Genomic DNA, 12,616 nt, shown 5'->3' on the forward strand with positions numbered 1-12,616 from the left:
CAATGTTCAAAGTAATAGATACACATACGCATTTCGATGCGGAGGAGTTTGATGAGGATAGGGCGGAGGCTTTCGCCCGTGCCAAGGAAGCGGGGGTAGGCAAGGTGTTCTTGCCTGCCATCGATGTGAAGACCACACACGCGGTACTGGCATTGGCTAAGGAATATCCGGGCTATGCTTATCCGATGATTGGTCTGCATCCTGAAGAGGTGAAGGCTGACTGGAAGGAACAGCTGGCTGAACTCCGGAAGATACTGGAGGAGCATCGCATGACCGGTAATGCCTGTCAGGAGGGTGGTTCTCCTCGGTTTTCTGACTTGATCGCTATCGGAGAGGTAGGACTTGATTATTACTGGAGCCGTGAGTTCGAAAACGAGCAGCTCGAGGCTTTCGAGGAACAGGTAAAATGGTCGGTAGAAACCCAGCTCCCGCTGATGATTCATTGCCGCAAGGCGCAGAACGAGATGGTACATCTGCTCAGAAAGTATGAGAAAGAACTGCCGGGTGGCGTCTTCCATTGCTTTACCGGCAATCAGAAGGAGGCCGAAGAACTCCTCTCCTTCGATAAGTTTGTATTGGGCGTCGGTGGCGTATCTACTTTCAAGAGCAGCCATCTCAGAGAAGACCTACCTGCCGTAGTTCCTCTGGATCGCATCGTGCTGGAGACAGACAGTCCGTATATGGCGCCTGTTCCTTATCGTGGCAAGCGTAACGAGAGTGCTTTCGTGGTAGAAGTGATGAAGACGCTCGCCAAGGCTTATGGCGTAAGCGAAGAGGAGTTTGCCCGGCAGACCAACCTCAATGCAGAGCGGGTTTTTCCGCTTTCCGTATCGCAAGTATAGGACGCAAGCGTTCAAAACTCCTTAAATAAACATAAAAAAACAATGAAAGTTATGGTATTTCGGAGGAAAAGCAATAATTTTGCACTTCGAAATTGTTGCGGCAGCATGTTGCGGCGATTAAGAAGAGTTCTTCGGAATATGGAAAGGTGCTCGAGTGGCTGAAGAGGCACGCCTGGAAAGCGTGTAACCGGCAAAACCGGTTCGGGGGTTCGAATCCCCCTCTTTCCGCTTTTATATATATAATAAGGTATATGAAGAAAAATACAGCTATTGCACGTTTTGCAATATTGGTTTTCACATGGATGTGTTCTCTGCCTATGATGGCTCAAGAAGAGAACATGGGATTTCATCAAGCTCTTAAGACAAAGTTTATAGAGGGTAATGCGGGATTTATGTCTCTCGTTGCCATCGCCCTCATCGTAGGTATGGCTTTCTGTATCGAGCGCATCATCTATCTGAGTCTTTCTGAAATCAACGCCAAGAAGTTGATGCAGGATATCGACCAGAAGGTGTCGGCGGGAGATGTGGAAGGGGCTAAGACGCTCTGCCGGAATACCCGCGGACCGGTGGCTTCTATCTGCTACCAGGGTTTGATGCATATCAGCGAGAGTCTTGATGACATCGAGCGCTCGGTAAGCGGATATGGTACCGTTCAGGCGGCTAACCTGGAGAAGGGATGCTCCTGGATCAAACTCTTTATCGCTATGGCGCCATCGCTCGGATTCCTCGGAACCGTGATAGGTATGGTCATGTCGTTCGACCAGATTCAGCAGGCGGGCGATATCAGTCCTACTATCGTTGCTTCGGGTATGAAAGTGGCGCTCATCACTACCATCTTCGGTATCATCGTAGCCCTCATCCTTCAGGTTTTCTATAACTACATCCTTTCAAAGGTGGAGCACCTGACAAGCCAGATGGAGGAGTCGGCGGTTACTTTAATGGATATTATTGCCAAGAATAAATAAACGAAGAGAGAAATGGTTAAATTTCAATTTTCAAAGCAGAAGACGAAGTCGGCCGAAAAGATATCGCAGCAGGTGTTCTATATCATGATAGGACTGGCGGTGCTGGTTTTCGGTCTGTTCTTTTTGGTAGGCTACGATTTGCCTTTCGAAGAGAACCCCGACTTTAATGCGCCTCTCTTTACCGATGTGCTCATCCTGCTGATGTGGCTCTTCCTGATAGGAGGTACAGGTCTGGCAGTCTTTTCGATGATCAGAGATTATCGCAGCAGCAAGTCGGAGGCTGTAGTGAATGGCATTCCCGTGCGTCGCATCTTCCGCATCACATGGATCGGAACTTTGGCAGTTTTGCTGCTTACCTTCTTTTTGGGCGGTTCTGCTCCGATGCTCATCAATGGCGAGAATTATGCCGACTGGCTCTGGCTCAAACTTTCAGATATGTTTGTCATCACATCGCTCCTGATGCTGGTGGCAGGAATCGGTGCCGTCTGTTTCGGTGCCACACGTTATATTCGGAAGAAAAACTAAAGAGAGTGCTTTGGGCTCTCTATTCTATAAATAAGGATTAAATATGCTGATTAGAAGGAAGCAACACGAAACCCCGGGACTGAATACCACATCTACAGCCGACATCTCGTTCATGCTGTTGATATTCTTCCTTGTCACCACATCAATGGATGTGGATAAGGGACTGTTGCGCCAACTCCCTTCACCTGAACCGCAGAAGAAGGAACAACAGCAGTCGGTGGTAGACAAGGCTAACCTCATGGAGCTGCGCCTGACGGCTGGCGATACGCTTTTGGTCAACGGTAAGCCGATGCAGGTGAGCCAGCTCAAGGAAGAAACCATCCGCTTTGTACACCGCCTGGGCAAGAAACATCTCATCTCTATCGAGAGTGACCGCGATGCCGACTATAATCTCTATTTCCAGATGCAGAATCAGCTGATGGAAGCATATAGCCAGCTACGCAACGAAACAGCCCAGAAGAAATATCACAGGGATTATGCCCTCTTGAACAATGACCAGAAAGAACAGGTGCGCAACATCTGTCCGCAGCGCATCACAGAGTCGTATGCCAACGCAATGACTCATGCCGACCAGCGTGTTGATGTCAATGCTGAAGAAAAGCAAGGGGAAGAAAATTCGACAGAAACAGCTACAGAACAGCAGAAAGGAGGTAAACAATGATGAATTTTCATAAGAAATCGCATGAAGTGCCAGGGTTGAATACATCTTCTCTGCCAGACCTCATTTTCTCCGTACTGTTCTTCTTTATGATTGTTACCCACATGCGCCAGGTTACCTTGAAGGTAGACTGCCGTTTGCCACAAGGTAAGGAACTCACCCGCCTGACCAAGAAATCGGCGGTGAGCCATATTTATATAGGTAAGCCAACCAAAGAGATGCAGGCAAAGTATGGTACCGGTACCCAGATTCAGTTGAATGATAAGTTTGCTTCGGCTCCCGAAGTGATGGATTACATTTCGGCAGAAAAGAAGCGTATGTCACCGGAAGACCAGAAGCTGATGACCGTATCAATCAAAGCAGATCAGGAAACCAAGATGGGTGTGATAACCGACGTAAAGCAGGCTTTGCGCCAGGCAAAAGCACTAAAAATCAGTTATTCTGCCACAGAAAAAGGAAAATAATATTAATTTATCATGTTTTTCTCTTAAAAAATTGCTTTTATTAATTTTTTGTATTATCTTTGCAAGCAAATTATTAGTATTATGTCAAAACAAATTTTAGATTCATTAGATAGGCAGATTCTGAAGCTGATTTCTCAGGATGCCCGTATTCCATTTTTGGAAGTGGCACGCGCTTGCAATGTGAGCGGTGCTGCCATTCATCAGCGTGTTGCTAAACTTACAAATCTTGGTATCATCAAGGGTTCACAATTCATCATTGACCCAGAAAAGATAGGTTACGAAACTTGTGCTTATATGGGACTCTATCTGAAGGAGCCTGAGAAGTTTGACCAGGTTGTAGAGGAGTTGAAGAAGATTCCTGAGGTTGTAGAGTGTCACTATACTACAGGTGGTTTTGATATGTTTATCAAGATTTACGCGCTGAACAACCACCATCTCCTGGAAATCATCCACGACAAGTTGCAGCCACTGGGATTGTCTCGCAGCGAGACCATCATCTCTTTCAATGCATCTATCAACCGCCAGCTTTCTATGCAGGATCTCAAGAGTTTCAACGATGATGAAGAGGAAACTGATGAGGAGGCTGCAGCAGAGAAATAAGATATAAAAAGAAAAAAAGCAGTAGCACCCTGCGGGATTACTGCTTTCTATAAAGGGTGAGGAATGTGAACGGTAAGCCGTTTTCATTCCTCATTTCTTTTTCTGTCACTTCCCATTCTGCCGGATTGATTTCCGGAAAGAAGGTATCGGCATGTTCAGGTTCCTTTTCTACGATTGTGAGATAAAGCTTGTCTGCAAAAGGCAAAGCCTGTTCATATATGCTGGCTCCTCCGATGATGAAACATTCATCTGAAGCTTCTTTGCTTCCAACCGTTTCTTTGTTTCCAACCTCTTCTTTCCTTGCTGCCTCTTCTTTCCTTGCTGCCAGCGCTTCTTCCAGAGAGGTGTATACTTCGCACCCTGTTATCTGCTCTCTTGTCTTCGAGATAACAATATTACGGCGGTTGGGCAAGGCTCCGTTAGGCAGCGACTCAAATGTCTTCCTGCCCATGATGATCGTATGTCCGGTTGTGAGCATACGAAATCGGGTCATGTCTGATGGGATGGCGTAGAGCAACCGGTTCTTGTACCCGATAGCTCTATGCACTTTTGATATACAGGCGATGATGCTGAGCATTTTTTTATTTTAATGTTAAGTGTTAAATGTTAAATGTTGAATTATTCATTCTTGCTGTAAACTATTAACTATAAACAGCTCTCCCGTCCCGTGGCTGCTCTTGATCTTCCACTCCTGCGGATAGAGGTTGTTGGCACGGTTGCCAATGTTCTTTTCCCAGCCTATCGGAACCTGTCTGTAGGTTATCAGAACATAACCCTTAGGCGTATCGGCAGGCAGATTCACAGCCTCCTTGCGAAGGTAGCGGATGGCATCATCGTAGGATAACTCCACCTGTGGGAAGTGATCTTTGTTGAGCATCGTAGAGAGAGCGAGAGCCTGGTCGGGAATGAGACCCTTTCCCTTGTCTGTTCCCAGTTTCACACCGGCATGCAGCACCTTCAGGTTCTTTTCAGCCTGGTCGTAGATGTCTTTCCATCTGCCCGGAATGGCGTAAACCGTCTCGTTGCTCTCTGCAGGCATCCATTCCGTATCAGCCTTCAGCCAGCCGTCCGGAATCTCCGGTCCCTTTCCTTTAGCCACCTTCTTGTCTTTCTTCTTCTTATCCTTCCTGTTCTCCTTGGCTGAAGAACCGGCTTCCCATTCGCCCTCTTTCTTCAGAATCGCCATAAACAGACCTTCGCCTCGCGAAACGCCAGGAATGAACCGGTAAACAGGGAAGTCGGTGCCCGTGAGGTTGCGGGTGATGTTCCATGCATCTTCTACACCCTCCAGTGCCATCACTTCAGCGCCAAGTTCTTCGCATATCCAGTCCACGTTCTCCTCATCTTCGTGCGCATTGAAGGTGCAGGTAGAGTAAATCAGGATACCGCCTGGCTTCAGACAGTTCCAGATATCCGATACGATTTCGCGCTGCAGCTGCCAGCAGTTGTTCACATTCTGGGTACTCCATTCGCCGATAGCCCCTTCATCTTTGCGGAACATTCCTTCGCCGGAGCAGGGAACATCTGTAAGAATCACATCAAACTGCAACTTCGATTTCTTGTAATCGCGGGGATAGTTGTTGGTAACAATCATATCCGGATGACCGAACTTCTGTACGTTCTCGGCAAGAATCTGTGAGCGGGTGCGCATCGGTTCGTTGCTGAAGAGCAGACTCCCTTCCGGCAAGGCAGCTCTTACGGCAGTCGACTTTCCGCCAGGGGCAGCACAGAGATCCAGCATCATCACCGGTTCTTTTACGAACTGTCGGATAGCCATATCAACAAACATAGATGAGGCTTCCTGTACATAATATAAACCGGCATGCAGCAGCGGATCGAAGGTGAATCCGGGACGGGTAGAGAGATAACGGCCGGTTTCCGGACACCAGGGAATCGGTTCGCCATCAGCATCCTTGCATTTAAAAGGATTGATGCGGATACTGGTTGGTGCCTCCTCTTCAAGGATAGCATGCTCCAGACGCTGATACAGCTTTTCGCCCATCAGTACCTGCGTATATGTTCTGAAATCTTCAGGTAATGTCTTCATTCTGTTTCTTTTTCTTTAATTTGTTTGCAAAAATAAGAAATTTTTCGTTTCTTTGCAACTAAATCGCGAAGAGATGCGTCTAAGAAGCAGAAATTTTTCAAATAACAAGGTAAAACAATAAAAAATAATGATATGAAGAAAGCAATATTGGCATTAGCGCTCGTTATGAGCATCGGAGCCACCCAAGTGTCTTTGGCGTCTTCTGCTCCAAAACATCGTTATCATCCAACTACCCAACAGGTAGATTCAAAGGCTGCTCCTGCATCTGCCGCACAGCCATCTGCTTCGAAGGATAAAGACGACGAGGCGTTGGAGGCTTATTCTGATACAACCAGTACAGATTCGGCTAACTATGATGATTATGATGAGAATGATAATAGGTCTGTTCATTCTAGATACAGTTTAGACAACTATGATGATCCGTTCGATTTCATCGGTTCGGTATTTGGTGGCGGAGCGCTGGCTGTTATGATCATTTTCTGCATCATTTTCGGCTTGTTGTTCGTCTTTGCCCCTTTGATTATCGTCTTTCTCATCGTCCGTTATCTGATGCGAAGACACAATGATCGGATGAAACTGGCGGAGATGGCGATGGAAAAGGGCATCAATGTTCCGGAAAGCGACCGGCCGATAGACAAGCAGAGCGATGAGTATCTGGTAAAGCGTGGATTGAGAAATGCCTTCCTGGGAGCCGGCTTGTGTGCCATGTTTGCCTGGTGGGATGCAGATTTCCTGGCTGGCATCGGAGCCCTGGTCTTCTTCTATGGCATCGGTCAGACCGTTATCGGCTCGCTTCCTGCCATCAAGGACTGGTGGAAGAACCGTCACGGCGACCAGGGCACGGGCTATAATGGTACTCCGGTCTAGCAGCCGACATTCAATATATCATGGCTTCTCAATAGGAGGGGGAAGTCACAAGGAAAAGAACAACAATTATTAGTTAATATATATATAAGGTGGAAAAGTTATCCGATATCTCTCTCGTCACGAAGGTGGTGATGCTTCATGACCGCAAGTCGTTCGACCTGCTGGTCAGGAAGTATCAGTCACCCATTCGTGGGTTCTTCCTGCGGCAGACGCTGGGGGATGCGCAGCTGAGTGACGACTTGGCTCAGGATACCTTTGTCAAGGCTTATACCCATCTGTCCGGTTTCAGGGGTACAGCCAGCTTCTCCACCTGGCTCTACCGCATCGCCTATAATGTATGGTATGATTATACTCGCAGTCATAAGGAGACGCAGGACATCGATACGCCTGCCGTTTCCAGTAAGAATGCACAGGGCGCCCATACCGGATTAAAGATGGATTTGCTCAAGGCATTACAGATATTGAATGAAAATGAACGTACATGCATCACGCTGCAGCTGATGGATGGACTCTCTATAGATAAGATTGCAGAGGTGACGGGATTGGCGCAAGGTACCATCAAGTCGCATCTCTCTCGAGGAAAACAGAAACTTGCAAGTTACTTAAAACAGAATGGTTATGACCGATAAGATAAATGATAAGAAGTTGAAGAGCATGAAAGGGGAACCGTTGAACCCTCAGGATGAAGAACTCTTGCAGATGTTCTTTTCCGATTGCCAGATGTCAGAGATTCCTGATGACGGATTCTCCGACAGGGTGATGCAGGCATTGCCGGCTTTACCCGAAACTGATACTGCGATGTCGCTGGTTAAGCGCCAGCGCCTGGAACATTTATGGACGGCAGCCTGTGTGGCAGCAGGCATCATCATAGCAGTAGTCTGTCAGGGATGGGAGCAGATTCAGGGATGGCTTTTCTCTATGAAGATAGATTTCCTCCTTTCCGGTTCGCGTGTTCTTACGCATGTGGCAGATTCCATCGCCCACTCTCAGAATCTCCTGATGGTGCTGGCTGGCTTCGTTGTCCTCATCATGGTTTGGGGATATAATGAACTGGCTGATGCACGTCAGTAGGCTTCTTCCCTGATATCAATTGTATGAATGATCAACTCTTTCTATTAGCAGAATAGTTTTTAGTGCTAATAGAAAGAGTTTTTTATTACTATAAATATCATCTTTATGCCTTTGAAATCTCCGTTCATCGACGCTGAACGGACATTCAACGTCGCTGAACGTACATTCAACGTCGCTGAACGGACATTCAGCGTCGATGAACGAAGATTTAATATTGCTGAATATAGAAAAACAAATAGGTGCTGCTACTTTTTCAGTAGAGCACCTATGCTTATGATATCGGTTTCTAAAACAATTTATAGGTAGTGCGGAGCACTTTGAACTCGGTTCGGCGGTTCAGCTGGTTGCAGATTGCCTGATGCTCCTTGCTCTGCTTCAGGATAAATTCTTCGCTGAGCACATCGCCTTCCTTGAGCCAAGGATACTTCTCGGTAAGTTTCTTGCGCACATTCTTCGGCTTCTCCTTGCCGTAGCCCACAGGGGTGAGGCGCTCTTTCTCTATGCCGTGTTTTATCAGATAGTCTACTACCGATTGGGCGCGGCGCTGAGACAGATGCTTGTTATATTCGCTGTTTCCCTTGTAGTCGCAATGGGCGCTGAGTTCGATGGTAACGTGCGGGTTCTCTTTCAGCAGCGTTACCAGCTGGTCGAGGGCTGTTGTACTGGCTTCGGTAAGGGTTGCCTTGTCGAAATCGTAGAAGATGTTGTCGATGAGTACAGGGGCTGTGATGGAAGCCAGCGGGAACTGGAGCACGTATTCCTTACTCTCTTTAGCCGAATCAACCCGAAGTTCTTCCTTGTGGTTGAGGTAGCCTTTGCAGGATGCCATCACCAGGTAGTCGACATGCGGATTGATAGGGAGGACAAACGAACCGTCGCCCTTGACGGATAGTTTCCTGTTCGTTCCGTCGTTGCCTACGATTCTCACCTCGGCGGCAGGCAGTTCATAACCGTCTTTCTCGTAGACCCATCCCTTCATCGTGGTAACAATCTCCGGATTCTCGAAGGAGTAGATATGATCGTAGCCTCTTCCGTCTTTTCTGTTGGAGCAGAAGAAACCCTGGTTGTGGAGACCCTCGAAAGTCATTCCGAAGTCATCGGCTTCTGTATTCAGCGGATAACCGGGGTGGGTGAGTTCATATTTCCGGGTGATGGAATTCACTTTGGCGATATAGATGTCGAGTCCGCCCATTCCTACATGACCGTTGCTGCTGAAGTAGAAGTCGCCGTTAGGACGGAAGGTAGGGAACATCTCATCGCCTGGGGTGTTGATAGGTTCGCCCAGGTTCTCTACGCCGCCCAGTCCGGCAGGAGTGATGCGCACTCGCCAGATGTCGAGACCGCCCTTTCCGCCCGGCATGTCTGATACGAAATAGAGCCATTCGCCATCAGGGGAGATGGCTGGATGGGCAAAACAACTGAGCGTATCTTTGCTGATTTCCAGATTTGTAGGCTTGCTCCAGGCTGCATCTGAGCGGTTGGAGGTTACTATCTGGGCTAAGCGGGGCGAAGTGGGATCGGTGGTACACTGGGTGAGGTACATCTGCTTGCCGTCTGGGGTAAAGCAGCATGCGCCCTCTTCGTAGTCGGTATTGAGACCGGTTCCGATGGCTTCCGGCTTGCTCCATTTGCCTTTGTCGTTCTTTTCAGAGAAGAAGATGTCGGCAGATTTCGTTCCCGTCACTCCGTTCAGGTCGCTGCCCTGGGCTTCGTTGCGGGTTGAGGTGAAATAGAGCTGGCTGTAGTCATCGCTGAGGAACATCGGCGAATAGTCGTCTCTTCGGGAGTTGAAAACATCCATCCGCTTTACCTTGTACCGGCTTCCTTCCTTCTTCCAGACTGGGGCTTTTCGTGCCGATTCGAGTCCGTTCTTTACCAGCACATTGTCGGGCATGGAATCGAGCAGGAATTCGAATTCCTTGGCTGCCTGTCTGTAACTTCCGTTCTTCAGGAGAAGCCGGGCGTAAGCCAGGCGGTCGTTGAGGTCTGCCTGCTTGTATCGGATGGCATTGCTGTAGGCAGCCAATGCCTTCGGCGTACTGTTGATTTTATCATAGCAGCGTGCCATCTTCAGAGCCACCTTGCCCCGGGCAGCCCGCTCTTTCGTAGGTGTTTTGGTGTACACCTTTTTATATTGGGTTGCCGCATCGTAGTATTCGCCTAAAGAAAGATGCTTGTCTGCTTTCTTCAGGTTCTGTTCAATGCCGCAACTTATCAGAAAGAGGCAGCTGATTGCTGTTATGATTTGATAAAGTCTTATTTGTTTCATATTGATTTACATCTGCGAGAATGGCTGACGATATTGGCAGCCTGCCTTCCAGTTGCTGCAGCCATAGGCGGTCTTGCCCTTGATGATGACGCCCTTGCCGCAGAGCGGACATGGTTTGCCAACCATTGGGTCGGCAGCTGGAGCCGGCTGAGCAGGAGCATTCTGAGAATCTGTATTCTGTGCTGCAGCCTTATCGGCTTTCTTGGCTTGAGCTTTCTTGGCAGCCGGTTTCTTCTTGAGGTCTTCCTCTGTCATGATGGTCACTCTCCGGTTGCTGTTGTCTGACAATACATCGATGACTATCTTGTTGATCTGTTCTTTCAGTCCGTTGATGAAGTCGGCAGGATCGTAGGTCTTGTGTTCGATGTCGCGGAGTTTCTTCTCCCAGATTCCGGTCAGTTCGCAACTCTTCAGCAGTTCCTCATGGATGGTGTCAATGAGTTCGATGCCTGTCGGGGTTGCCATCAGATTCTTGCGCTGGCGACGGATGTAGTGGCGCTTGAAGAGGGTCTCGATGATGCCGGCACGGGAGGAAGGTCGGCCGATTCCGTTCTCCTTCAATGCAGCACGCAACTCTTCGTCTTCTACGAATTTGCCGGCTGTCTCCATCGCACGGAGCAGGGTTGCCTCGGTATAATACTTAGGTGGCGTGGTCCATTTCTCCGTCAGGGTAGGCTGATGTTCTCCCGATTCGCCTTTTGTGAAGGATGGGAGGGTTCTTTCTTCTACTACTTCCTTCTTGGCACCGTTTCCAGAGTCTGCATTTCCGTTGGCGTTATCTGAAGCATCATCGTCATCTGCATTCTTTACATCCTTGGCATAGACTACTCGCCAGCCTGGTTCGAGAATCTCCTTACCGCTTACCTTGAACTCTATCTTCTCCGGTTTCGGTCCGTCTTCGTTGATGACTTCGCCCAAAACGGTGGTGGTAGAGAATTTACAGTCCGGATAGAACACGCTGATGAAGCGCTTGGCGATGAGATCATACACGTTTGCCTCCATATCGGTGAGTCCGGTTGGCGGAACACCGGTTGGGATGATGGCGTGGTGGTCGGTTACCTTGCTATTATCGAAAACCTTCTTGCTCTTCGGCAATTTCTTGCTGATTGTTGCGAGCTGCTGGATGAGCGGGAGGTATTTCTGCTGACTCATGATCTTTGCCTGACTTACTCCGTTCAGAATCTGCGGACATTTCGGATAGATATCGTCGGTCAGGAACTGGGTGTCTACACGAGGATAAGTGGTATACTTCTTCTCGTAGAGACTCTGGATGAGCTTCAGCGTAATATCGGCAGAGTAAGCAAACTTCTTGTTGCAATCCACCTGTAGCGAGGTGAGGTCGTAGAGATGAGGTGGCGCCTCGTTTCCCTTCTTCTTGCTTACTTCGGTAACGGTGAAGGGTTTGCCGGCGATGGTGCTGAAAGCCTTCTCGCCTTCCTCCTTGCTGGTAAACTTGCCGCTGGTAGCGGTAAACTGGGTGTCGCGGTAGATGGTGGCGAGTACCCAGTAAGGTTCGGAAACAAAGTTGTCGATTTCCTTCTGTCGGTTCACGATGAGGGCAAGGGTAGGGGTCTGCACCCGGCCGATGCTGAGCACCTGTCGGTTCTGACCGTATTTCAATGTATAAAGTCGGGTGGCGTTCATACCGAGAATCCAGTCGCCGATGGCACGGGAAAGTCCGGCAAGATAGAGTGACTGGTATTCGGTCTGGTCTTTCAGTTCCTGGAAGCCCTGCTTGATGGCTTCATCGGTCATGGACGAAATCCACAGTCTCTTGACGGGGCATTTCGCCTGTGCCTTCTGCATCACCCATCTCTGGATGAGCTCTCCTTCCTGTCCGGCGTCACCGCAGTTGATGATGCTGTCGGCAGCCTGCATCAGTTTCTCGATGGTAGCAAACTGCTTCTTGATGCCTTCATCGTTGATGAGCTTGATACCGAATCGCTGTGGAATCATCGGCAACGCCGAAAGGCTCCAATGTTTCCACATCGGAGTATAATCATCCGGTTCCTTCAGCTCACAAAGGTGGCCGAAGGTCCATGTTACTTGGTAACCATTACCTTCCATATAACCGTCGCGTGCCGTGGTAGCCCCGATGATTCGGGCGATATCCTTAGCCACACTCGGTTTCTCTGCTATACAAACTATCATGTTTTATTCTTATTTCTGTTTGCAAAGGTACAATAAAATAATGAGATAGCCATCATTTCTGCTTCTTTTTCTCATTGCCGGGAATAAAAAAGCCCTGTAAGGTTGCTGCCCTGCACCAACGGTCATCTGTTGAAGGGAAAGGACAGAAGCAAGTTTT

At 48.6% G+C, this 12,616-nt stretch carries 13 protein-coding genes and 1 tRNA gene; 10 read left to right on the forward strand and 4 right to left on the reverse strand.

All coding sequences use genetic code 11. From position 1 onward, the window contains the following. Positions 1-2 precede the first annotated feature (2 nt). From NQ544_RS01095 to NQ544_RS01125, 7 genes are all read left to right on the forward strand, one after another. Complete coding sequence (locus NQ544_RS01095; protein ID WP_006847788.1) at positions 3-842, forward strand: TatD family hydrolase; 840 nt, start codon at positions 3-5, stop codon at positions 840-842. 140 nt (positions 843-982) lie between these two features. Continuing rightward, a tRNA-Ser gene (locus NQ544_RS01100) sits at positions 983-1,070 on the forward strand. 74 nt (positions 1,071-1,144) lie between these two features. Beyond that, positions 1,145-1,807: a MotA/TolQ/ExbB proton channel family protein gene (locus NQ544_RS01105; protein WP_006847787.1), complete on the forward strand. Its 663-nt coding sequence runs from the start codon at positions 1,145-1,147 to the stop codon at positions 1,805-1,807. A 12-nt stretch (positions 1,808-1,819) separates the two neighbouring features. Further along, positions 1,820-2,332 (forward strand): hypothetical protein, encoded by a 513-nt coding sequence (locus NQ544_RS01110; RefSeq protein WP_006847786.1) that lies wholly within the window; start codon positions 1,820-1,822, stop codon positions 2,330-2,332. 43 nt (positions 2,333-2,375) lie between these two features. Then, a complete protein-coding gene (locus tag NQ544_RS01115; protein ID WP_006847785.1) occupies positions 2,376-2,993 on the forward strand; it encodes an ExbD/TolR family protein in 618 nt (205 codons plus the stop codon). Continuing rightward, positions 2,990-3,454: an ExbD/TolR family protein gene (locus NQ544_RS01120; protein ID WP_006847784.1), complete on the forward strand. Its 465-nt coding sequence runs from the start codon at positions 2,990-2,992 to the stop codon at positions 3,452-3,454. The genes NQ544_RS01115 and NQ544_RS01120 overlap by 4 nt, the downstream gene beginning before the upstream one ends. 81 nt (positions 3,455-3,535) lie before the next feature. Continuing rightward, positions 3,536-4,054 (forward strand): Lrp/AsnC family transcriptional regulator, encoded by a 519-nt coding sequence (locus NQ544_RS01125; RefSeq protein ID WP_006847783.1) that lies wholly within the window; start codon positions 3,536-3,538, stop codon positions 4,052-4,054. A 37-nt stretch (positions 4,055-4,091) separates the two neighbouring features. Here the strand turns inward: NQ544_RS01125 and NQ544_RS01130 are convergent, their stop codons facing one another. Further along, positions 4,092-4,631: a dihydrofolate reductase gene (locus NQ544_RS01130; RefSeq protein WP_006847782.1), complete on the reverse strand. Its 540-nt coding sequence runs from the start codon at positions 4,629-4,631 to the stop codon at positions 4,092-4,094. A 45-nt stretch (positions 4,632-4,676) separates the two neighbouring features. Continuing rightward, entirely contained in the window at positions 4,677-6,101 is a 1,425-nt protein-coding gene (locus NQ544_RS01135) for a methyltransferase RsmF C-terminal domain-like protein (protein ID WP_006847781.1), read from the reverse strand. 132 nt (positions 6,102-6,233) lie between these two features. Here NQ544_RS01135 and NQ544_RS01140 point away from each other — a divergent pair, with 132 nt between their 5' ends. From NQ544_RS01140 to NQ544_RS01150, 3 genes are all read left to right on the forward strand, one after another. After that, positions 6,234-6,968, forward strand: a complete 735-nt coding sequence (locus tag NQ544_RS01140) for a DUF6249 domain-containing protein (protein ID WP_006847779.1) — start codon at positions 6,234-6,236, stop codon at positions 6,966-6,968. An 89-nt stretch (positions 6,969-7,057) separates the two neighbouring features. Continuing rightward, the gene (locus NQ544_RS01145; protein ID WP_006847778.1) at positions 7,058-7,597 is read left to right on the forward strand and encodes an RNA polymerase sigma factor; all 540 of its coding nucleotides are present in this window, start codon (positions 7,058-7,060) and stop codon (positions 7,595-7,597) included. After that, entirely contained in the window at positions 7,587-8,039 is a 453-nt protein-coding gene (locus NQ544_RS01150) for a DUF5056 domain-containing protein (RefSeq protein WP_040553137.1), read from the forward strand. Before NQ544_RS01145 ends, NQ544_RS01150 begins: the two co-directional genes overlap by 11 nt. Before the next feature lie 286 nt (positions 8,040-8,325). On the opposite strand, the gene porE is transcribed toward NQ544_RS01150, so the two are convergent. Together porE and NQ544_RS01160 are read right to left on the reverse strand one after the other, a co-directional pair. After that, entirely contained in the window at positions 8,326-10,308 is a 1,983-nt protein-coding gene (gene porE / locus NQ544_RS01155; RefSeq protein ID WP_006847776.1) for a PorE family type IX secretion system protein, read from the reverse strand. A 6-nt stretch (positions 10,309-10,314) separates the two neighbouring features. After that, entirely contained in the window at positions 10,315-12,459 is a 2,145-nt protein-coding gene (locus NQ544_RS01160) for a DNA topoisomerase 3 (protein ID WP_006847775.1), read from the reverse strand. Positions 12,460-12,616 lie beyond the last annotated feature (157 nt).

The organism is Segatella copri DSM 18205, assembly GCF_025151535.1.
Lineage (GTDB): Bacteria > Bacteroidota > Bacteroidia > Bacteroidales > Bacteroidaceae > Prevotella > Prevotella copri.

Excerpts from the sequence above, each read along its gene's own strand:
- NQ544_RS01150 (WP_040553137.1), top strand. The coding sequence starts at position 7,587 with ATGACCGATAAGATAAATGATAAGAAGTTGAAGAGCATGAAAGGGGAA.
- NQ544_RS01115 (WP_006847785.1), top strand. The coding sequence starts at position 2,376 with ATGCTGATTAGAAGGAAGCAACACGAAACCCCGGGACTGAATACCACA.
- NQ544_RS01125 (WP_006847783.1), top strand. The coding sequence starts at position 3,536 with ATGTCAAAACAAATTTTAGATTCATTAGATAGGCAGATTCTGAAGCTG.
- NQ544_RS01095 (WP_006847788.1), top strand. The coding sequence starts at position 3 with ATGTTCAAAGTAATAGATACACATACGCATTTCGATGCGGAGGAGTTT.
- NQ544_RS01130 (WP_006847782.1), bottom strand. The coding sequence starts at position 4,631 with ATGCTCAGCATCATCGCCTGTATATCAAAAGTGCATAGAGCTATCGGG.
- NQ544_RS01120 (WP_006847784.1), top strand. The coding sequence starts at position 2,990 with ATGATGAATTTTCATAAGAAATCGCATGAAGTGCCAGGGTTGAATACA.
- NQ544_RS01160 (WP_006847775.1), bottom strand. The coding sequence starts at position 12,459 with ATGATAGTTTGTATAGCAGAGAAACCGAGTGTGGCTAAGGATATCGCC.
- NQ544_RS01140 (WP_006847779.1), top strand. The coding sequence starts at position 6,234 with ATGAAGAAAGCAATATTGGCATTAGCGCTCGTTATGAGCATCGGAGCC.
- NQ544_RS01105 (WP_006847787.1), top strand. The coding sequence starts at position 1,145 with ATGTGTTCTCTGCCTATGATGGCTCAAGAAGAGAACATGGGATTTCAT.
- NQ544_RS01110 (WP_006847786.1), top strand. The coding sequence starts at position 1,820 with ATGGTTAAATTTCAATTTTCAAAGCAGAAGACGAAGTCGGCCGAAAAG.
- porE (WP_006847776.1), bottom strand. The coding sequence starts at position 10,308 with ATGAAACAAATAAGACTTTATCAAATCATAACAGCAATCAGCTGCCTC.
- NQ544_RS01135 (WP_006847781.1), bottom strand. The coding sequence starts at position 6,101 with ATGAAGACATTACCTGAAGATTTCAGAACATATACGCAGGTACTGATG.